We start from the raw sequence: 19900 nt of genomic DNA, 5'->3' as shown, positions 1-19900 counted from the left end.
AAATGTATAATTTTATAAATAATTGATTAATTTATTATAATTCGACACCTGTCGCCGCTATCAGTTCGATTTCGACAAGGACATCCTTGGGTAAACGGGCAACTTCGACCGTAGAACGGGCCGGTTTATGATCTCCAAAGTACGATGCGTAGATCTCATTGACCTTTGCAAACTGATTCATATCCTTGATAAAAACCGTCGCTTTGATAACTTTACTAAAAGAGGACCCGGCTGCAGATAAAACCGCCTCCAAATTTTTGAACACTTGATGGGTTTGCTCTTCGATTTCCTGGCTCACCACTTGTCCGTCCAAGCCTAACGGAATCTGGCCGGAAGTAAACAACAAGTTACCGAATTGAATAGCTTGGGAATAGGGTCCAATAGCTGCTGGAGCTTCAGTGGTTGCAATAGTTTTCAAAGTCATGATTATCACTCTCCGTCACTAAAATAGTTACCTGGCTCCACAGTTATCTGCTTCGTCTTCGAATCAACAGCAGACAGCTTAGCCAGAGATATGTAGTCTTCCACTAAGTGTTCCTCGACTTCTCCGGATTCCACGAAAACGCCTACACCTTTGACCGTAGCATTGAATTCCTTCAAAAGATCCATCATCCCGTGAACGGTTCCGCCCACCCGCATGAAGTCATCGATGATCAGCACCTTGGATTCTTCCTTCAAGGCTCTACGAGAAAGCGACATCGTCTGAATCCGCTTATTCGAGCCCGAAACGTAGTTGATACTAACAGCCGACCCTTCGGTTACTTTGTTATCGCGACGCACAATAACAACCGGCAAATTCAAGAACGATGCCGTAGCGTAAGCCAGCGGAATCCCTTTGGTTTCCACCGTCATGACTACATCAATATCTTTTCCGGCAAAAGCTGTCGCAAACATTTTACCTACTTCGTTTAAAATCATTGGTTGTCCCATAATATCGGACATGTACATATAGCCGCCCGGCAATATCCGCTCTGGCTGCTCCAACTGACGGCAAATGCCTTGAATAAACTGTAAGGACGCCGCCTTGGTTACCTTCGGAATAAATTTGACGCCCCCGGCCGCACCGGCCAACGTCAGCAGCTCACCAAGCCCCTCTTCCTCAAACACCTCTTTAATGATTGCCAAATCTTCGCTGATCGAAGACTTTGCTGAGTTATATCTGTCCGCGAATGTCGTTAAAGGAATCAGGGTATGGGGGCGAAAAAGCAAGTATTGGGTCATCTCGACCAACCTTGCGCTTCTTTTTAACTTTTTCATCTGATTGCCCCCTTTGAGATAGCCCCCACTGAGCCCCCCAAAAAAAGGAAGGGCCAAGCGTAGAGGCGATTGTGTTGCATAAACATGCATTTCTTTCGTTGTTATGCGTTATAAAGAATCTGCACTTTAGGATACATCCATTAAAATACACAAAAATCCGAATAATATATAGTGAATATATCATTTTTATCCGTATTTTTTCAAGAGATCCATGAAAATTATTCTAACATATAGCTAACATAAACCGATCACGTCAAAATCCGAACGGCATAAACGTCCTTGCAAAAACCGCGAAGCCCATTGTAAATTCTCGGAACCTTAGCTTCCTTGGATACCAGTCCGAATACAGTCGGTCCGCTTCCAGACATCAATACCCCATCCGCACCAAGCCGTATCATACAATCCTTCAGCTGCCTCACCTCCGGATAAAGATCGAGTGTCACTTCCTCCAACACATTGCCGAGGCTGTCACACAACAGATCAAACCGTTTCTCCTGAATGGATTGAACAATCTTTTCTGTGGAGGGATGTGATTGAATCGCATTAGCCCTCAATTTTCCATAAATTTCTGAAGTGGACACATTGATAGGGGGCTTGGCCAAAATAACCCAGCACTGCGGAGGGGATTCAATAGGCTCCAGCTTCTCGCCACGCCCGCGTGCAATCGCAGTACCGCCTGTAACACAAAACGGCACGTCCGAGCCAAGTTCCGCTCCCAAGCGCTGAAGCTCACCCGCTGGAATGTTAAGCTTCCACAAGCGGTTTAGTCCCCTCAGCGTTGCGGCCGCGTCACTGCTCCCTCCCGCAAGACCAGCCGCTACCGGTATTTTTTTATCCAAATGTATGTAAACACCTTGCTTCACATCATAGCGGTCCTTGATGAGCTTGGCTGCCTGAAAGGCCAAGTTCTTTTCATCCAAGGGGATATACCCCGCCTGGCTGGAGATGATGATGGTATCACGGGGAAGCTCTTGCATCTCAATCCGGTCTGCAAGGTCCACCATTGTCATAACCATCTCCACCTCGTGGTAACCGTCTTCCCGCTTGCGCAGAACATCCAACGATAAATTGATTTTGGCCGGCGCTTTTTCAAATACTTTCATAGGACACCTTCTTTGCAGCTCTAGTCTATTCCCTAATACTATAACAAAAAAGAAACAAAAAAAAGCTAAAGCAGCGCTTCGCGTGCTCCAGCTTCCGTTAGGACCGTTATTTAATACCTCGGCGGCTGCTTCTGAATCGATTGCTCGGCAATCTGAATCGCTCTCTTTACCATGTTGCCCGCATCTTTAGTACGTATACCTCCCCAGCCTTCCCGTTGTACCGTTTCATGGAACCCGAGATCTTTGGCAAGCTCATACTTGAACTGTTCCGACATGACTCCATTTCTTCTGCGTGCCATACGCGAACACTCCTTTAAGGTAAGATAACCGTAGTATGCCCGGCTTGCCATCTTTCATGCAATCGGTTTGCCACTGTCTTCAACAAAAGACGGCACACTCTATAAGAAGAGTATGCCGTCTATGTAACCCCTTTATTGCTGTATAGTGATACGTACTTGTCCATCATCGTTACACACCATTACCTCAACTGACTCAGTCAGTATATCTGCGTAGCTGTATGAAACACGCTTGAATGCGTTTTGCTCCTGATCCAGCTTCACTATGAAAACGGAAGGGTAGGTTTCCTCCAATACACCGGAGCGTTCGATCGTTTTACGGCGACCGCCGTTTGCTCTTAACATGATTTTCTGTCCGACATGAGGTTCCAAACTGCGTTTGATCTCCAACAGCGCATTTTTTGCCATTGACCACTACCACCTCTTTCCTTGTAAATTATAACCCAATAGAGGTAGTATGTCAAATTAGAACAAATATTATATCAGCCATGTAAAGCGGTTGTCAACGGCATTTTTCCTTATTTTAAAGACTTTCCGCTCGAACCCCCTCCTTTTTTGTTCACTAAATTGTCAAATATAAAAGAAAAAAGCGCCCTAAGGCGCTTCTTTTGGTATCATTTTCTGAATTATGGGAACACCTCTGCGATAGCTCCCCCGAGACTCGACGCCTCCTAGCCCTTCCAATCCGCTATGCGTCAGCCCGATCACATCGACAATATTGACCGTATCTCTGATCGGCGTATAGGCAACCTTGACCGCGACACACAACGGGTCCAAGGCATGAATCAATACACGGGCCGGTGAGCTGGCATAGTTGGCTCCCGCTTGCATAATCGCTTCAAAATGCGATTGGCATGCTCCAGCGACAACCGTCAATGTATCTTTATTTTTCTCATATTGTCTCGCTACCTTTACTGCATTGACGAAATGATAAGAGTTCTTATAGCTGCTCAAATGGGTATAATCGCCGTTTCTCCGGTTTTTCAGAATGCCATCGTGACCGGTAACGACCACAATGTCCGGTTTTACTTGCGGAAGTAAACGATACATCGCGTCAGCCATCTGGGACTCAGGAACATAGTAGCCTTCCGCCGGTACTCTTAACTCTCCGTACAAGCTCATGCACTTGCGCAAGTAGATCGGATCTCCGTCCAGATGCAATACTTTGCCTGGCATTTCAAAATAAGCAGGCACCGGCTTCTCCGGTGCTTCTACGCCACCATACGCTTGTGGCATCTCCGTTTGATTCTCTCTCGCTCTGCGCATCGATTCCATCCAGGATGGCCGGGTCGTTCTAAGCGTATATTGATACGGATCCAGCGGCGCCTTGACCAAGTCAAAGAGCGGCGCATCGGCCAGCAGCCGGTAATCAACACCACGCAGTATCGCCTGCTGCTGCAAAATATCCTGAATTTTAAATACAATATCACCACCATAGGATCTACGAGTGACGAGGTCTCCCTGTTTCATGGCCAAATCGCCTCCTCGTGTATCCTATGGCGTCAATAGGCATTTGGTGATTATCGCGCCTATCATTTACTGCAAACCGTTGAATGCCGCTTAGTCACCTCCACGTGCACGAAGCAGACAGTGGCTCAAACGAGCAAACTCCTGGATCGACAGCGTTTCGCCCCTACGGGACGGTTCAATACCTGCTTCGAGCAAAATGGCTTCTAGCTGCCCTTTGGTCTCCTTGGTAAAAAACCGTGAAGCCAGGTTATTATTAATCGTTTTTCGACGCTGTACGAAAGAAGCATGTACGACTTCGAAGAAAAAGGCCTCATCCTCCAGCTCTACAGGAGGCTGACTGCGGACCTTCAGCTTGATAACAGCCGAATCGACATTCGGCTGCGGAATAAACACCGTATGTGGAACGATGGTGACGATCTCAGGCTCACAGTAATACTGCACAGCAATGCTTAAGCTGCCGTATTCCTTGCCTCCTGGCTTAGCCGACATCCGCTCAGCCACTTCCTTCTGGATCATGACCACGATGTTTTCTAAGGGCAGTTTCTCCTCTAACAGCTTCATGATGATCGGTGTCGTGATGTAGTAAGGCAAATTCGCTACTACACTAACTTGAGAATAGCCAGCTAAATTCTGCTCAAACAGTTCCTTGAGATCCACCTTCAACACATCGCCGTGAACGACGCTAGCTTGCGGATAAGGAGAAAGCGTCTCTTCCAGCAGCGGCAGCAGACGCTGATCGATTTCGACGGCTACGACACGGCCTGCGATTTTAGCCAATTGCTGAGTCAGGGCACCAATCCCCGGACCAATCTCAAGCGCTCCCTTGGAAGCGTCCAAGCCCGCCGCAGTCACAATTTTATTCAGTATATTCGGATCTATCAAAAAGTTTTGGCCTAAGCTCTTCTTTAGTGTGAATCCATGCCTTTGAAGGAGCTCTTTCGTTTTCTTGGGGGAGGCAATATCCTCCTGCATGCTGAAATTTATATTATTCATCGTTAACCCTCTTTTTTCTCAAGTTGCTTCCATGCCTCCGCGAACTCTTCACGGGATATTCTAAACATCCGGCAGCGGTTATAAAATTGCTTTCCGTTGCAGTAACCGATACCTAAATGCTTGCCCATCTCCATCCGCCGGGCAGCGGCTTGCTGATGTACGATCAAGCCTGCGTTGATCAAGTCCTCCCAGGTGATATCCGACTCTACAGCCTCATAATCGGTATGTACGTTGGCCAACGCCTTGCGTATAACTTCAACCGAGGCGTTCTCGACCCCTATGTCCCCTTTTGCCGTCGCCTCTTCCTGCGTAATAAACGCATGCTTACAGCCCTTCACCTGCGCTGTAATGATTTTCCGAATGCGTTCCCCTGCATGGTCAGGATCGGTTAATATAATGACGCCCCTGCGCTGCTGAGCCAGCTTGATGCGTTTGATAACGTCCTTATTAATCGCAGAGCCGCCCGTTTCTATGGTCTCGGCTTCTACTGCCCGTTTAATGGCCGTTGTATCGTCCTTGCCTTCAACGACTATGATTTCCTTAATCATCTTACTACCTTCCTTCACCCAATACCAGGATAATCCATATAGCTTTCTTCATACTAGCCTGACTTCCCTTGAGTTTCAAGCGGATGCTGTCATGCCGCCAGTGCAACCCACATAAAACACAAACTTCCCCACATCACAGAAAAAAGAAGAGGCTTCCCTCTTCTCTTTGTTCAAACGTATATATAATGAGTCTTCCCCAATTGCAGGTCCTTAGTCCGCGGTTGGCTTCTTAGGTCCTATCACATAAACGGTGTACCCGCGCTTCATGCCAAATCGGTTCGCATAATCGTTGCTGTCATAAAACACATCGATAATGTTTCCTTTGACTGCACTACCGGTATCCTCCGCTCTGCGGAAACCAAGCCCGTCGATATAAACCCACCAGCCAAGCGGAACCACTTTGGGATCCACTGCAATTGTGCGACCTTCCGTTACTCTCGTGCCTGTAGACGTAACTCCGTACTGCGGATGTTCACTGGTTTTTCCTGTCGAAGCAGCCCCCGCTGAATAAGCGGTTAATGTCACATTATTAATGACCTGCTTGACGCCAAAAGATACTCCGCTTTTAGTGACTTCCTGAAGACTCGGCGATGATGCCGACAACACAACAACTGGATTTTTCGTACCTATTGCGACAATTTTATTGACGCTCTCCGATTGAACCTTCTGATCCACGACCTGTTCTTCTACAAGTACTCCGTCTTCAAACCGTTTTTCCTTTTTCTTCAAAAGCAGACCTTCTTGGCCTTCTTGTACCACTTGTTCCTTACCCTTTACCAATTGCGGGTCATTCTTCTTCACTACGTCATAGGCTATCTTTTCTTGAACTTCTTCAAGCTCTTTAGTTACGCGCACAATTTGAATCTCGCCGTTTGCCGGCAATTCAGCCTCGATTGAAGGATTTACCTTATCGAGTTCCCCTACTTGAACCTGTAAATCATTTAATGCAGTGCCCACTGTTGGTTGCACCGTGTACAGTGTCTTGGTCTCGCCGTCAGCCGTCAGCTGAATCGGCTTCGCATGTTCGATCGTAATCCGGTCCCCGGACTTTACTTTCGAATCCAGCGCTGCAGAGAGACGATCATGCTCTCCTACAGAAACCCCCTGCTCATCCAGTAAACGTTTCAAGTCCCATTGCTTTGTATAGGCAACAGTTTCTTGTCCATTCACAACTACGGTTACCCGTTTGGTAGCCGTACCGTATAACATCATTAAAAACATGAAAGTCAAAGCGAATGAAATAATGGCAATGATCGATATCAAACGCAAGTTTTCATGCCTCCATCGCAATGCGAAGGACATGCTGGATGATCGTCTTACATGGGTTTGCTCGTGTTGAATAGCTCCCACTAGTTCGGTCCTCCTTCAAAGCCCCGCCGTCGAGTGTTACGCATGATTGATCTGACGCGACTATGGTTAAGTTTTGCAATCTGTTGGTTAATAAAGAATAACGTCTGACGACGCTCTTTCACATAGGAACAACCTCCATGATCGATGAAACGATTCATCCTGGAAGCAATGAAGATTTCTAGAGCATCATTCATGCTAAGAAAGCTTCTCCTGTGCGGTCAACTAAGGGCTGCAATAGGAATCCATATCGTTTCTCCTGCGTGCGGTCAGCACCTCCTCATGGCTGTAAGTATGATTATGTTGTCGGATAGGTATCACAATGACGGGAGAACAAAAAAAGTCATCGGAGAAGAGGACTCTTCCCGTGACTTTAGGTTATTTCATCAAAATGAAATAAAGCACACGACAATCGTTACCTCTCTCTTACGCTTACGAGGTTAGCTGACGGATTCGGACTTGAGAGTCGCCCTACTTGGAGACGGATAACAGCTTACTTATCCTTCCAAGACTCACCCCAGAAATTGTGACCTTAGCCTTATTTTCAAATAAGGAGCAGTCATATTGCGGTTCCCCCGTTTCCCTTACGGAAACTCAGCGATAATGGAAAATTGGTAATCGTATTAAGTTAATATTGAGTTTACGCTGTCGGATACAAAGTTGTAAAGTATACAAACTCGGCAAAAAAGGTCCATTTTCGTTCAATTGGGGAATTTTAATCTGATTTTTCGAATAAAATCCATGTATTTCTTACATTGTCATATTTTTTTGAACGATTTACTCCTGTTTTCACGTTTTCGACGAAATTAGGGCTGTCTTGACCCCCCTTTTATTTCATCGTAATCCGAACAATGTAACTGCATTTTTCGTAGTCGCGTGAGCCAGCTCCTCCAAGGTTAACCCCTTGATTTGTGCAGCGGTTTCTGCGACTAATTTCACATATGCCGTTTCATTTCTTTTGCCTCTGAAGGGGTGCGGGGTCAAATAAGGCGCATCGGTTTCCACCAGAAGTCGGTCCAGCGGAACTTTCTCCAGCACCTCTTTTGGCTGCTTTGCATTTTTAAACGTTACAGGTCCGCCGAAGGAAATATAGAAGTTCATATCCAGACACATCTTAGCCGTTTCCCAGCTGCCGGAGTAGCAGTGCATCACGCCTCCCACTTCAGCGGCCTTCTCTTCACGAAGAATACGGATAATATCCTGGTGTGCATCACGGTTATGAATGACTATCGGCATCCCCAGCTTACGAGCCAGACGAATCTGTTCACGGAATACGCGATCCTGAACATCCTTAGGTGAGGTATCCCAGTAATAATCCAAACCAATCTCGCCAATAGCCACCACTTTATCGTGCTTGCACAACTGCTCGATCCATTCGAGATCGTCAGGTGTCATATCTTTAGCATCCTGAGGATGCCAGCCGACTGTGGAGTAAATGAATTCATATTGCTCGGCAAGGGCGATGGAGCTTGGGATCGTTTCGCGATTAAATCCGACATTAATGATTCGACTGATTCCGCTTTCTAATGCACGCTGGATGACCTCGTGTCGATCTTCATCGAATTGAGGAGCGTTTAAATGGGTATGTGTGTCTGTCAGCATAACAGCAACCATCTCCTTCATCTAATATTGTTTGTCCGTTGTTGTAGCTCGATGGGCGGCCGTTTAATCCATGCCAAGCAGCTTGCGATGCTCCGGAAGGATGGAGCTCGGATCGACGTTAAGCAGCTCCTCCGGGAAATAAAGATGGTATTTCCCCATATGTATTCCGCTGATGGATCGGACAATTTCCGACTTGCGGGATATTTCTGTTAACGCATCTTTTTGATCAAGCAGCAAAATCGGCAATTTTTCGTCATGTACTCCCGGTCGATACACATCATACGAAAGATCGGAAGGGAAATCAATTTCAAGGTAAAAGTCAGGATCCAGCCCCAAGGCACGCATCGTATCACGCAATCGCTCCATTTGCAGAACGTCGATTCTTTCGAGCATGACATACTTGAACAGACGTCGATTAAGGAAGCGCGAGCATAAATCGGACAGAATCGCATCTTCCTCATTGGACCACTGCATTAACACGGTCTGCATGAAAGCTTCATCCAGCAAATAGAACTCTTGAATGGATAAGGATTGGCGGAATAAGCTCAGCAGCGGCGGCAGCATGAAAGAAAATGAATAGTTTTCTTCATATAACTGTTTGGCTCTTTGAAAAATTTTATGCAATATCAATTCTGCACTTCGGGTTACAGGATGGAAGTAAACCTGCCAGTACATTTGATAGCGGGACATCAGGTAGTCCTCGACGGCATGCATACCACTTTCTTTGACAACGATGTGTCCTTGAAAAGGTCTCATGACCCGTAAAATTCTCTCCAGGTCGAATGTCCCGTAATTAACACCGGTGAAGTAAGCATCCCGAAGTAAATAGTCCATTCGATCTGCATCCAACTGGCTGGAGACAAGGCTGACGACGATTTCCTGATTGTACGTTTTAGCAATAACGCCAGCTACCTTCTGAGGGAAAGAAGGGGACACTTCTCTAAGTACCCGATTGATCTCGGTATCCCCAAGTACGATGCGGCAAGACCACTCCTCATGATGGGTGCCGAATGTTTTTTCAATCGAGTGGGAAAAAGGCCCGTGTCCAACATCGTGTAAAAGTGCCGCGCATAAGGAGAGCAAACGCTCTTCCCGAGGCCAGTCCTCATATCCGTTGCGCTCGAATTGCGAGATAATTTTGCGTGTAATTTCATATACGCCTAAGGAATGAGAAAATCGGCTGTGCTCCGCGCCGTGGAACGTCAGAAAACAAGTACCCAGCTGTCGAATACGACGGAGGCGTTGGAATTCTTTGGTGTTAATCAGATCCCAAATGGTTTGATCTTGTACGTAGATGTATTTATGTACCGGATCTTTAAATACCTTCTCTTCCTTTAAAGGACTGGACATGGGTGCATACCTCCCTAAAAATTCTCGTGTTTCGACATAAAATGAGCATGTAAAAAAGAGTATTTGTCGAACTTTGTCGTATGTAACTTCCAAATGTGTACATAATATGTCTTGCAAATTTTTCTTTTGTAAGCAATATATTCATAATACTATGTTTGGTAGCTATAGAAAAGGTGCTTATTCGCAAGGCTTCTCAGCGACGACTCTATTTTTTGTTGAAATAGAAGGTTATTCTACCATAATTTAACGTTGAAAGTTGTAATTTTCTAGTTGACTATTTTGGGAATGGTTGGTATCATAAATCTTAAGAATATTGTCGAATAATGACGATTTATCTATTTCGAGAGGGGACTTTTATATATGATGAAATCTACTGGTATTGTTAGAAAGGTTGACGAATTGGGCCGCGTTGTTATCCCTATCGAGCTTCGCAGAACATTGGGCATCGGCGAAAAAGACGCTTTGGAAATTTATGTAGATGGCGAGCGCATCATGTTGAAGAAATATGAACCGGCTTGTATTTTCTGTGGCAACGCAGAAAACGTATCTTATTTCAAAGGAAAAATTGTTTGTCACGAATGTTTATCTGAAATGCCAATACCTGTGACAAAATAAGAAAAATAGGTTATAATAAGGATAGCACTTCTTACTAAGGTAATTCTAACCTTTTTCATATCTCCTCTATTCCCCGATCCGTGAAATTTTCATGAGATTGGGGATTTTTTTTATGTATTAAACCACTACTATTATAGTAGAAACAAAAACAAGCCGATCGAGCAGTTAGCCGATCAGCTGATTAGATTGTACGGTAAAATCCGTACCAGGTGCATTTCGGGCTATTTCTGGTGCAAGTAATTGTAAAGCTCCCGCTTTGGCATCTGACGATCCGCAGCAGCGCGTTTAATGGCTTCCTTGCGGTCAAGTCCTTGAGCAGCATAATGCTCCACGTGCTCTTCGAGGCTGAATGCTTCCCACCAGACGGTAGAAGCTTCATTTTCGGAATCCGTGCTGCCCTGAACAACGATACAATACTCCCCTTGTGGAGGATGCTCCTGCAGCAGCTCATAGCATTCTCTTATCGTCCCTCTTGCCGCTTCCTCGTACTTCTTGGTCAATTCCCGCATCAGGCACATCTGCCGATCTGGATTCCATACTTCCATCATAGCCTCCATCGTCTTTACAATACGATGAGGAGACTCATAGAACAGCAGGGTCTCCTTCATAGGCTTGAGTGCTTCAAGCTCCTGATGAAGCGGCTTCTTGTCTCTCGGCAGAAAGCCAAGGAAAGTAAAGCGCTCCGTCGATAATCCAGATACAATCAACGCCGACAGAGCGGCATTAGCTCCTGGGATCGGAATAACAGCAATACCCTCGTCGATAGCCTGACGGACAAGATCGGCACCTGGGTCACAAATTGCAGGCAGCCCTGCATCGCTGACTAGCGCAATATCGTCCCCCGATTGCAAGAGACGTATTAGCTCAGGTCCGCTTGCATTTTTATTATGCTCATGGTAACTGACCAGGCGGGTCGAAATCTCGAAATGGGTTAACAGCTTGCGCGTCTGCCTCGTATCTTCAGCTGCGATCCATTTCACTTCATTTAATGTACGTACGGCACGGAACGTCATATCCTCCAAATTACCGATCGGCGTCCCCACCAAGTATAGCTTCCCCATCCCATTGTCTTGCTGATAGCTTTTTTGAATGTTCACGTTAGATTCCCTCGTTATGTGGTTGGTTGAATGAGCGCATCACGTTTGCCGTAATAAATCTCCATCAGCTCATCACAGTATTCTGTTTTATTTTTATAAACAATCAGCGGCGGAAGCGTTCGAAGCTCCGGCTTCCCGTCTCTAAGTGCTTCAATCAGTACCATATTCGCTTCCTCGCCGACACGCGGGTGAACATACCGAATTCGCTTAGGCTCCAGTTTATATTGTCTCATCGTACAGAAAATTTCAACCAGTCGGCTCGGCCTATGTACCATCGCTACCCGACCGCCGCTTCGCACCAGTCTACTGCTTGTTCTAACGACATCCTCCAATGTACAAAAAACTTCATGTCGTGCCGCTGCCACATGCTCATTAATATTTTGTTCCCCGTTCGGTACAGGCAGATAAGGCGGGTTAACCGTTACGACGTCAAAGGCACCACTTCCAAGCTGATTGTGAATATGACGTAAATCTCCTTGAACAATTTGAATCTGATTGCCCAAGTCGTTTATTTTGACGTTGCGGTCCGCCATATCTGCCAATCGCTCTTGGATCTCTACGCCCACAATGGAAGCCTTCGTACGTGTTGACAACAAGAGAGGGATCACTCCATTGCCCGTACATAGATCGACCATCCGCCCTCTCGGAGGAACGTAGCTAAATCGGCCCAACAGGACGGCGTCCATCGAGAAACTGAACACCTCATCGCTCTGAATAATTTTCAGATCGTTTGTAAGCAAATCATCCATTCTTTCACTCGGTTGCAAAGGTACCTTTTCCATCAATGTATGCCTTCCTCTTTCTTGAAAAAAACCGTAGAGAAGTTTGCTCCCTACGGTGGTTTCTTTATTTATTTAAAAACGATAAACAAAACAAACAATCGCCTTCCGTTCGCAAATGACCGTAGTAGACATTACAGATGTGGAAGCCTTCGTGGTACAGGCGGGCCAAATTGTCATAGCCTTCCCCTGTAAGCTCCTTGGCCTGTGCGGCGGTGACATGAATATGGGGTACTTCAACAGGTGGCTCCGCATCCTTCTTGAGCAGCTTACGCAGCTGCTGATTTTCAATGCTTAGCCGTTTGTTTTCCTCCAGGAGCTCGATAATTTGCTTTTTCATTAGCCCCAATTCGGAATAAATAGCACCCATTTGTTCTTCCATTTGCTCAATTTGAACAAAAACGTCTCTTTTATCCACACATTCACCTCAAGAAAGCTAACAACCGTTAATGCTGCTGCTCCACAACATCGTCAAAGGATAGCTCCATGACTTTTCCGAGCTCATAAATCTGCACTTTTACGGTACGCTCGTTAATATTTAGCGATACAACGCGACCGGTTCCGAGAGAAGATATAACTTCGCTTCCTACCCGCGGCACGTCCTCTTTCACACTTTCATAATTATCGTGCTCATATTTCAAACAACACATTAACCGGCCACATAGCCCGGATATTTTCGTTGGATTTAACGATAAGTTTTGATCCTTAGCCATCTTGATGGATACCGGCTCAAAATCCCCCAAGAAAGAGGAGCAGCACAGAATTCTGCCGCATGGACCGATACCGCCCAACATTTTGGCTTCGTCTCGAACACCGATTTGCCTGAGCTCGATACGTGTCCGGAAAACCCCGGCCAAATCTTTTACTAGCTCACGGAAGTCCACTCTTCCCTCAGCGGTAAAATAAAAGATGATCTTGTTGCGATCAAATGTATATTCAACGTCAACCAGCTTCATTTTGAGCTGATGATCCTTAATCTTATCCTGGCAAAGTGCAAATGCATTTTTCGCTGCGGATTTATTATCCTCCACAAGCTGTGCATCGGTATGATCCGCGATGCGAATCACTTTCTTTAAAGGAAGAACGACGTCGGATTCTTGAACGATCCGCTTGCCGATCACCACTTTCCCATACTCGATACCACGAGCGGTCTCAACAATAACAGCACTCTCTTTATCGACCGGTAAATCGATTGGGTCGAAATAATATATTTTCCCCGCTTTTTTAAAGCGGACACCAACAACCGAGTACAAATTTACACCCCCTTCAGCTGCATTAACAATTTTTCAAGCACCAGCTGCGGGTTCGCGTGAAAGCGGAGTCTTTTCTGCTGCTCGACTGCTTGCTCCAAACACCGCACCCAATGCCTCATATCGTAAGATAGGGCCAGTCCCACCATCCAATCGGTTTGATCAGCATACACTAAGTCAGAACGATTGCCCAGGTTTAACTGCACCATATCTTTAAGCCATAAAATCAGTAGATCTATAAACAAGGGAAGCTGCTCCGTCAACTCCGACTTGGCCAGCTTTTGCTGAGCCGTCAGCAGCGCCGTAGGCAATCGGGACATGCTTTCCTTAGTTAATTGTATCACTAGATTTCTGATTTCTGCAAACCCATTTCCTTGAATAAGTTCTCTGGCTGCATCTGGACCTGCAGTTAGACGAACTGCAGCCTGAATCAGAACCGAGGCATGTCCCTCCTCTTGAAGGACAGCCACCATACGATCACGACTCATTGGAGCAAATGGAACCCACTGAGCTCTTGAACGAATCGTCGGAAGCAGGGCCTGGCCATTGTCGGTAATGAGGATAGCAACGACTCTGGATGTAGGCTCTTCGAGAAACTTCAGCAAGCTGTTAGCGGCCTGAACCGTCATTTTGTCAGCATCTTCAAGAATGTACATCTTCAGCCCTGAAGCTGAGGCGCGGTAAGAGAATTGCTTTTGCAGCTCCCGGATTTGCTCGATCTTGATAGATGCACCTTCTGGACGTATCCAGTGAAGGTCCGGATGATTGCCATGCTCCACCTTGCGGCAATCCAAGCATTCTCCGCAGGCATCATCAGGCAGCACTTGGCAGTACAGCGCTTGCGCGAAGGCGAGTGCCATCTGCTTACGTCCCGTTCCTGAAGGACCCGTAAAAATATAGGCGTGAGAAACCTTGTCCGTTCTTAAACTATTTTGCAATATACGTTTAACGCGTTCTTGTCCGGGTATGGATTGAAAAGACATTGTCGTCCTGTAAAATCCTTTCCTATTATATAGAGATCATTTTGCACTCTGCTTCATCATGATACATTTAAAATGTAAGATTGATCAGCATACCGCGAATCTCTCCTATTTTGTGCAGCAGATCGATGCGTCCCTGCTCGCTTTCTAACATATCGTCCGCTAGCGTAAGGAGCTTCTCGTCAATTTCCTCCAGCAGCTTGTACCGTTTGGAGCGTCCCCGGCGGTCCCAGCCGCGCGTATCGCGCAGCTGTACCCCACGGCGTGCCGTCTCCTCCAAGTACTGCTTCACAAGCAGCTTATATTGACGCAATTCACGTACCGTCATCGATCTTGATAAGCGGTCTCCTTGCAGGTGAATTTGCTGTAAAATGCGCTGAAGCTGCTCATGTGATGCCCTTTCGTCCTGCTGATGCATCATATCCGAGAATGATTTATGCTGCAGCTGTTGGGGTGATGAAGTTTCGCTGCGTTGAATTTCTTTGCCGAAAGGGCGCCAGCCCGGATTTATTTTCACGATGAAACCTGCCTCTCACATTTAAAAATGCTCAAACCGTTCAACCGGAAGAACGAATACAGCCGCTCCGCCAACCTGAACCTCAACAGGGAACGGAATGTAGGAATCGGTAGTTCCTCCCATAGGAGATACAGGGGTTACGATTTGTTCACGAATTTTGCAGTTTGCCTTAATGACCTGCATGACTTCATTAATACGATCATCTTCGATACCGATCATAAAGGTCGTATTGCCTGCCCGTAAAAATCCCCCCGTACTAGCTAGCTTAGTAGCGCGGAAGCCTTCCTTTATCAAAGCATTCGAGAGACGATTGCTATCTTTATCCTGTACAACGGCAACAACTAATTTCATTGGCATTGCCCTCCTTCACATTTTTCCAAATGACTCGGTTGAACCTTCCAGCAATGGATGACTTAGAATGATGTCGAATGGTACATTATTTCATACTTTAATAATTTGACACCGGTCTATCCAATTCCTGCTTAGGTCTGCGGGAAAGCTGTTTTGGGAACCGTAATATGCGCTGCATTGCCATTCCCAAAGCAGCCTTCTAGTCGTCATACGGTAGTATATGTTGTCATAACGTAGGGGGTGCGACAGAGACTCCAATATCGCGTCACGGAAGCTTGTCTCCTTAGATATGCTGCTTAAGAAAGCGATCCAGGCCACCTTTCACCCTTTCAAATACTTCATCCATGCTCCCATTAGCATCGATGCTCACGATACGGTCCGCGAACCGGTCGGCCAATATCAGATATCCTTCCCGAACCTTTTGGTGAAAAGACAGTGATTCCAGGTCCAACCTGTTGATTTCACGGTCACTTCGGGCATGAATGCGTCTCAACCCTTCTTCAGGCGCAACATCCAAATAGATTGTTAAATCGGGAAATACATCTTCAATGGCAAACTGATTAATAGTGAGTACTTCATCAATTCCTAACTCTCTGGCATAACCTTGATAAGCTAAGCTGCTGTCAATAAACCGATCGCATATAAATACTTTTCCTTCCGCCAGCGATGGTTGTATCTTTTCGACAAAATGCTGTCTTCTAGCTGCGGCATAGAGGAGGGCTTCCGTCCGTCCTTCCATCTTCGTATTGCTCTTATCTAAAATAATGGCTCTTATTTGCTCTGCTATGTCAATTCCGCCAGGCTCCCTTGATGTAACAATTTCATGCCCTAGTGATGACAAATATTCAGACATACGCTCAATAACGGAAGTTTTACCTGCTCCTTCGCAACCTTCTACCGTTAAAAAATACCCTTTACGCATATAGTGTCTCCAATCATATAATAGGTAGCTATTGCCTATTTATCGCTTCAGCATACCCTTAAGGATATTATGATTATATACTGTCAGATCAGAAAACAAAACGCCACGATATCAAAACTTATTTAAGCTTTTGACCCAGGGCGTCAACCTGCATGCTTAGTTATATAGGAAAACTTCCATCTTATGTTCGCTATCTCTATGTTTTGTTTCTATTAAACTATCAACACAGACAGCAGTGGCTCATCTCCGTCGATTAATCCATGTATGCGTGCACCCATTTGAACCAGCTGCTTCAAATACCGAATCACGTCGGCAGATATCTTCTCTCCCGGACATAGAACCGGAATTCCTGGCGGGTAAGGAACTATCATTTCCGCAGATATCAAACCTACAGCATCCTTTAGTGGCACTTGAGCGGTACCCTTTTGCCGATAAACCGACTCATCGAAGGAAACAGGCTCAGACAAACCCGACATCGCGGAATAAGAAGATAAAGTAAGAGCCGTTCGCTCAGATTGTGAGGCAGATGGATAAGCTTCCCCAATCTCATTAAGTGCCTGCGCCAATCTCCCAGCATCCTCTTCAGTGGATGCAAGACTGAGTACTAGCAGAACCGCTTGCGGATCTGCTAATTCGACAAAGCAGCCTCGCTCTTCCAACGCATCCTTCAATTCAAAGCCACTTAAGGTACCTGTAGCCTCTTTAACGATAATCTTAAATGGATCTCTGCCTATTTCGTTATCTTGCTCCGGCATCAGCAGCTCGAAACGCTCATTATCCTTCATCTGCTCCATCAGCTGATCGACAATACGGATCCCTTGCTCCAGCAATTCCATCCCCTGCATGTGCATTTGTCTGCGGCTAAGATCCAAGCTCGCCATAAGCGGGTAGGATGGACTTGAGCTCTGCAGCATCGTCAAATACCGCTTCAATTCCTTCCGGTCAACCCGATCCCCCTGTACATGAAGCATGGCCCCCATAGTCATAGCTGTAAGCAGCTTATGGGTAGATTGTACGACTACATCCGCACCGCAGGACAATGCAGACTTGGGTAGCGCCGGATGGAATCCAAAATGCGCACCATGCGCCTCGTCCACCAGCAACGGCTTGCCGTATTCGTGCAGCAGCTGTACGATACCTTCTAAAGGTATGGCAGTACCATAATAGCTCGGCCTAGTTATCAAGAGACCTTTGGCATCGGGATACTTTTGCAGCGCTAACTTCACATCGTCCTGGCGAATGCCAAGCGTTAAACCGGTTGCCGGATCGATCTCCGGATTGAGGAATACAGCTCTCGCACCCGCCAGCATTAGGCCATGTATTACCGATTTATGCGCATCCCGCTGAACCAGCAGCAGATCACCTCTTCGACATACGCTTAAAATCATCGTTAAATTGCCAACTGTGCTTCCATTCACTAAAAAAAAGGTTTCTTCCGCTCCAAAACATTCAGCGGCCAACTGCTGTGCTTGCTGTATAGCCTCTTCCGGATGATGAAGATCATCCAGACCGGTAATTTCCGTTACATCCAGACGCATGATAGATTCATAGTATGTCCTGGCCTCTTCGTCCAAGCCTTGTCCTGATTTATGTCCCGGGACATGCAGGCTGACATGCTTCCCTTGAGAATGCTGTACCAATCGCTCGTATAAAGGAGCGCTCTGTTTGTCCATGTTGTGAATCTCCCTGTTTGCTTATAAAAGTATATACCCCTTATTGTAACAAACAAAAAGGCTCTCACCAACGGGAAATCCGTCAATCAGAGCACTTCTATTTTTTTCTAGAATATCTATGCATTTTTTCTATAAAAGATTTGCCTCATTTGATGGATAAAAAAAGGATATTTGGCATCCATAACGTCAGTTGAGATCATTTCATGCTCGCAGTCTTCGCAGATGAATTCCGATATAATCATAATGCCGTTTTCCTTCTTTTGTCCGCAGATGATGCAGTTATGGGCCACCAAAGATTCATGAATAGCGTCTCCCACACGACTCACCTCTATTCTTCTTTTCTATCAGTATGTCCTCTTTCTCTCAAAGTAAACGCTGATGATCTATTTTTATGAAAATAGCTAGTACATGGTTCCAAAATGCTTATTTTTCAAGCAAAGATTGCCGATATAGTATTTGCAAAAGAAATCTATGAAAATGGACGAGTGAGATCAAGTGAGGGAAAAACAAATATCAAAGGAATCATCTGTTTACCACTACCGACTACTGCAAAGAATTCGTTACAAACAAGCTTTCATCATCGCTTTCTGGTGTTTACCCGGCATTGCCTATGTCTGGGATTTAATTCGTTGGCATCCGCTTCCTATGCTGCTTAGCGTAGTGCTGATCCCTCTTTTACATACGCTTATCATTTATTTGTATTTCACCTTCAAGGAAAAGCGCCCTCTGCATCAATGGGGTATTCAATACCGGTTCCCTTGGATTGGTTTCGTTCCGTTAGGCTATTTTGCCTTATATCGAATGCTAAACCTGAATCTTCACCTGTTGTGGGTAACCGCAGTGATTTGTGGATGCTTTTTTCCCTGGGTGTCTTTCGACATGATTCTCCATGCAATGTTCATTCATTTGTGGATCTTGCTGCCGAGATTCATTCTAATCTTTCTCATGCGACATTGCATGGAGGACGGATATTTGAAAATCAATGAACAGGACACCTCATGCTACGCACAGTAAAAGACAAGGAATATCAGGAATGATTACGTCTAGATCTTGTGAACAAGCGATATACAACATAAATAATAACTGCCCAGAAAATCAAACCAATAAATGAAAAGGGAGTCCCTGCCCCAGGTCCGAATCCCATAAATCCAAACGGATTAAACAGGCTCCCAATTAATGCCCCCGCTGCAAAACCACCAAATATTCCTCCCCAACCTCCACGAGTAGCCGTACCCGTATTTGGTGTTGTTCGCGGATTGTTAGTTACATTAGAAGGATTACGGTTCGGGGTTGTGGTGGTGCCTCCACCAGGATTCCTCACACCTGAATAGGACCCGCGCCCCGAACGATACGCCTGAGGAGTAATTTGGTGGCCACCATCTGCAGCAGGTGTCTGCCTCCAATCCTGTCTGTGCTCGGAGGGTAAAACCTCCGTTACCTCTTCAGCCAATACCGGATGACACACCATGATGAAGAGCAAGCATATACTTGCTACCGCTGCATATCTTTTCATACTTATTCCTCCAATCGGCTGCTAATGAATATCACCGCCATCTTCACGAATTATTATCAATCCCTATGGACCTTTCTATTCGATCCATAAGCCTCCAGCTGTTGTACTGACATACAAAAAAAGCCTTCCCGGAAAATCCGAGAAGACTTTTTACTTTTGCTTGGCGACGTTCTACTCTCCCAGGACCCTGCGGTCCAAGTACCATCGACGCTGGAAGGCTTAACGTTCGTGTTCGGT

The 19900-nt window shown here is 45.9% G+C and carries 24 protein-coding genes, 1 rRNA gene and 1 riboswitch; of the genes, 2 read left to right on the top strand and 23 right to left on the bottom strand.

The window, feature by feature from the left end; translation table 11 throughout:
• Nucleotides 1-34: 34 nt before the first annotated feature.
• The 11 genes from BP97_RS0127000 to BP97_RS0126940 form a co-directional block, all read right to left on the bottom strand.
• Nucleotides 35-424 carry a RidA family protein gene (locus BP97_RS0127000; protein ID WP_028551905.1) on the bottom strand — a complete coding sequence of 130 codons (390 nt, stop codon included), beginning with the start codon at nt 422-424 and terminating at the stop codon, nt 35-37.
• Nucleotides 425-429: 5 nt separating this feature from the next.
• Nucleotides 430-1257, bottom strand: a complete 828-nt coding sequence (gene purR / locus BP97_RS0126995) for a pur operon repressor (protein WP_028551904.1) — start codon at nt 1255-1257, stop codon at nt 430-432.
• 248 nt (nt 1258-1505) lie between these two features.
• Complete coding sequence (ispE, locus tag BP97_RS0126990; RefSeq protein WP_028551903.1) at nt 1506-2360, bottom strand: 4-(cytidine 5'-diphospho)-2-C-methyl-D-erythritol kinase; 855 nt, start codon at nt 2358-2360, stop codon at nt 1506-1508.
• A 110-nt stretch (nt 2361-2470) separates the two neighbouring features.
• Nucleotides 2471-2659, bottom strand: a complete 189-nt coding sequence (locus BP97_RS0126985) for a small, acid-soluble spore protein, alpha/beta type (RefSeq protein WP_028551902.1) — start codon at nt 2657-2659, stop codon at nt 2471-2473.
• Between the two features lie 132 nt (nt 2660-2791).
• Nucleotides 2792-3064, bottom strand: a complete 273-nt coding sequence (gene veg / locus BP97_RS0126980; RefSeq protein WP_028551901.1) for a biofilm formation stimulator Veg — start codon at nt 3062-3064, stop codon at nt 2792-2794.
• 186 nt (nt 3065-3250) lie between these two features.
• Entirely contained in the window at nt 3251-4126 is an 876-nt protein-coding gene (yabG, locus tag BP97_RS0126975) for a sporulation peptidase YabG (protein WP_028551900.1), read from the bottom strand.
• 90 nt (nt 4127-4216) lie between these two features.
• On the bottom strand, nt 4217-5119 hold the full coding sequence (rsmA, locus tag BP97_RS0126970; RefSeq protein ID WP_028551899.1) for a 16S rRNA (adenine(1518)-N(6)/adenine(1519)-N(6))-dimethyltransferase RsmA: 903 nt from the start codon (nt 5117-5119) through the stop codon (nt 4217-4219).
• Nucleotides 5120-5121: 2 nt separating this feature from the next.
• A complete protein-coding gene (gene rnmV, locus BP97_RS0126965; protein ID WP_028551898.1) occupies nt 5122-5667 on the bottom strand; it encodes a ribonuclease M5 in 546 nt (181 codons plus the stop codon).
• A gap of 210 nt (nt 5668-5877) precedes the next feature.
• Entirely contained in the window at nt 5878-7017 is a 1140-nt protein-coding gene (locus BP97_RS0126960; protein ID WP_028551897.1) for a 3D domain-containing protein, read from the bottom strand.
• Between the two features lie 411 nt (nt 7018-7428).
• Nucleotides 7429-7624, bottom strand: a riboswitch (cyclic di-AMP (ydaO/yuaA leader).
• Nucleotides 7625-7848: 224 nt separating this feature from the next.
• Nucleotides 7849-8616, bottom strand: coding sequence for a TatD family hydrolase (locus BP97_RS0126945; RefSeq protein ID WP_028551894.1), 768 nt, complete (start codon nt 8614-8616; stop codon nt 7849-7851).
• A 63-nt stretch (nt 8617-8679) separates the two neighbouring features.
• Nucleotides 8680-9966, bottom strand: coding sequence for an HD domain-containing protein (locus BP97_RS0126940; RefSeq protein ID WP_028551893.1), 1287 nt, complete (start codon nt 9964-9966; stop codon nt 8680-8682).
• Between the two features lie 360 nt (nt 9967-10326).
• Between BP97_RS0126940 and BP97_RS0126935 the strand changes: the two genes are divergently transcribed.
• Nucleotides 10327-10581 (top strand): AbrB/MazE/SpoVT family DNA-binding domain-containing protein, encoded by a 255-nt coding sequence (locus BP97_RS0126935; protein ID WP_010501678.1) that lies wholly within the window; start codon nt 10327-10329, stop codon nt 10579-10581.
• Nucleotides 10582-10802: 221 nt separating this feature from the next.
• Here BP97_RS0126935 and rsmI read toward each other — a convergent pair whose 3' ends face one another.
• The 10 genes from rsmI to BP97_RS0126885 all read right to left on the bottom strand — a co-directional run bounded on the left by rsmI (nt 10803) and on the right by BP97_RS0126885 (nt 18467).
• Complete coding sequence (gene rsmI / locus BP97_RS0126930) at nt 10803-11678, bottom strand: 16S rRNA (cytidine(1402)-2'-O)-methyltransferase (protein ID WP_028551892.1); 876 nt, start codon at nt 11676-11678, stop codon at nt 10803-10805.
• 14 nt (nt 11679-11692) lie between these two features.
• Complete coding sequence (locus tag BP97_RS0126925) at nt 11693-12460, bottom strand: tRNA1(Val) (adenine(37)-N6)-methyltransferase (protein ID WP_028551891.1); 768 nt, start codon at nt 12458-12460, stop codon at nt 11693-11695.
• A gap of 64 nt (nt 12461-12524) precedes the next feature.
• Nucleotides 12525-12875: a DNA replication initiation control protein YabA gene (gene yabA, locus BP97_RS0126920; protein WP_028551890.1), complete on the bottom strand. Its 351-nt coding sequence runs from the start codon at nt 12873-12875 to the stop codon at nt 12525-12527.
• Between the two features lie 28 nt (nt 12876-12903).
• Nucleotides 12904-13710: a PSP1 domain-containing protein gene (locus BP97_RS0126915; protein WP_028551889.1), complete on the bottom strand. Its 807-nt coding sequence runs from the start codon at nt 13708-13710 to the stop codon at nt 12904-12906.
• A 2-nt stretch (nt 13711-13712) separates the two neighbouring features.
• On the bottom strand, nt 13713-14690 hold the full coding sequence (gene holB, locus BP97_RS0126910; RefSeq protein ID WP_028551888.1) for a DNA polymerase III subunit delta': 978 nt from the start codon (nt 14688-14690) through the stop codon (nt 13713-13715).
• A 67-nt stretch (nt 14691-14757) separates the two neighbouring features.
• A complete protein-coding gene (locus BP97_RS0126905) occupies nt 14758-15204 on the bottom strand; it encodes a YaaR family protein (RefSeq protein ID WP_028551887.1) in 447 nt (148 codons plus the stop codon).
• 21 nt (nt 15205-15225) lie between these two features.
• The gene (locus BP97_RS0126900) at nt 15226-15555 is read right to left on the bottom strand and encodes a cyclic-di-AMP receptor (protein WP_028551886.1); all 330 of its coding nucleotides are present in this window, start codon (nt 15553-15555) and stop codon (nt 15226-15228) included.
• A 283-nt stretch (nt 15556-15838) separates the two neighbouring features.
• Nucleotides 15839-16477: a dTMP kinase gene (gene tmk / locus BP97_RS0126895; RefSeq protein WP_028551885.1), complete on the bottom strand. Its 639-nt coding sequence runs from the start codon at nt 16475-16477 to the stop codon at nt 15839-15841.
• Nucleotides 16478-16689: 212 nt separating this feature from the next.
• On the bottom strand, nt 16690-18150 hold the full coding sequence (locus tag BP97_RS0126890; RefSeq protein WP_036746616.1) for an aminotransferase class I/II-fold pyridoxal phosphate-dependent enzyme: 1461 nt from the start codon (nt 18148-18150) through the stop codon (nt 16690-16692).
• A 116-nt stretch (nt 18151-18266) separates the two neighbouring features.
• Nucleotides 18267-18467: a sigma factor G inhibitor Gin gene (locus BP97_RS0126885; protein WP_051621006.1), complete on the bottom strand. Its 201-nt coding sequence runs from the start codon at nt 18465-18467 to the stop codon at nt 18267-18269.
• A gap of 178 nt (nt 18468-18645) precedes the next feature.
• On the opposite strand from BP97_RS0126885, the gene BP97_RS0126880 reads away from it, so the two are divergent.
• On the top strand, nt 18646-19164 hold the full coding sequence (locus BP97_RS0126880) for a hypothetical protein (protein ID WP_028551882.1): 519 nt from the start codon (nt 18646-18648) through the stop codon (nt 19162-19164).
• 13 nt (nt 19165-19177) lie between these two features.
• On the opposite strand, the gene BP97_RS37595 is transcribed toward BP97_RS0126880, so the two are convergent.
• Complete coding sequence (locus BP97_RS37595) at nt 19178-19663, bottom strand: hypothetical protein (RefSeq protein ID WP_051621005.1); 486 nt, start codon at nt 19661-19663, stop codon at nt 19178-19180.
• A gap of 158 nt (nt 19664-19821) precedes the next feature.
• Nucleotides 19822-19900 (bottom strand): 5S ribosomal RNA (rrf, locus tag BP97_RS41775); the annotation flags it as partial.

Source organism: Paenibacillus sp. UNC451MF, from assembly GCF_000686845.1.
Lineage (GTDB): Bacteria > Bacillota > Bacilli > Paenibacillales > NBRC-103111 > Paenibacillus_S.
The sequence above is the reverse complement of the archived record's forward strand: the minus strand, read 5'-3'. Positions and strand labels throughout refer to the sequence as shown.

Coding starts and splice junctions, on each gene's coding strand:
- BP97_RS0126940 (WP_028551893.1), bottom strand. CDS start 9,966: ATGTCCAGTCCTTTAAAGGAAGAGAAGGTATTTAAAGATCCGGTACAT.
- BP97_RS0126945 (WP_028551894.1), bottom strand. CDS start 8,616: ATGCTGACAGACACACATACCCATTTAAACGCTCCTCAATTCGATGAA.
- BP97_RS0126900 (WP_028551886.1), bottom strand. CDS start 15,555: ATGAAATTAGTTGTTGCCGTTGTACAGGATAAAGATAGCAATCGTCTC.
- BP97_RS37595 (WP_051621005.1), bottom strand. CDS start 19,663: ATGAAAAGATATGCAGCGGTAGCAAGTATATGCTTGCTCTTCATCATG.
- BP97_RS0126935 (WP_010501678.1), top strand. CDS start 10,327: ATGATGAAATCTACTGGTATTGTTAGAAAGGTTGACGAATTGGGCCGC.
- BP97_RS0127000 (WP_028551905.1), bottom strand. CDS start 424: ATGACTTTGAAAACTATTGCAACCACTGAAGCTCCAGCAGCTATTGGA.
- veg (WP_028551901.1), bottom strand. CDS start 3,064: ATGGCAAAAAATGCGCTGTTGGAGATCAAACGCAGTTTGGAACCTCAT.
- ispE (WP_028551903.1), bottom strand. CDS start 2,360: ATGAAAGTATTTGAAAAAGCGCCGGCCAAAATCAATTTATCGTTGGAT.
- yabG (WP_028551900.1), bottom strand. CDS start 4,126: ATGAAACAGGGAGACCTCGTCACTCGTAGATCCTATGGTGGTGATATT.
- purR (WP_028551904.1), bottom strand. CDS start 1,257: ATGAAAAAGTTAAAAAGAAGCGCAAGGTTGGTCGAGATGACCCAATAC.
- BP97_RS0126985 (WP_028551902.1), bottom strand. CDS start 2,659: ATGGCACGCAGAAGAAATGGAGTCATGTCGGAACAGTTCAAGTATGAG.
- BP97_RS0126890 (WP_036746616.1), bottom strand. CDS start 18,150: ATGGACAAACAGAGCGCTCCTTTATACGAGCGATTGGTACAGCATTCT.
- BP97_RS0126925 (WP_028551891.1), bottom strand. CDS start 12,460: ATGGAAAAGGTACCTTTGCAACCGAGTGAAAGAATGGATGATTTGCTT.
- rnmV (WP_028551898.1), bottom strand. CDS start 5,667: ATGATTAAGGAAATCATAGTCGTTGAAGGCAAGGACGATACAACGGCC.
- tmk (WP_028551885.1), bottom strand. CDS start 16,477: ATGCGTAAAGGGTATTTTTTAACGGTAGAAGGTTGCGAAGGAGCAGGT.
- rsmA (WP_028551899.1), bottom strand. CDS start 5,119: ATGAATAATATAAATTTCAGCATGCAGGAGGATATTGCCTCCCCCAAG.
- holB (WP_028551888.1), bottom strand. CDS start 14,690: ATGTCTTTTCAATCCATACCCGGACAAGAACGCGTTAAACGTATATTG.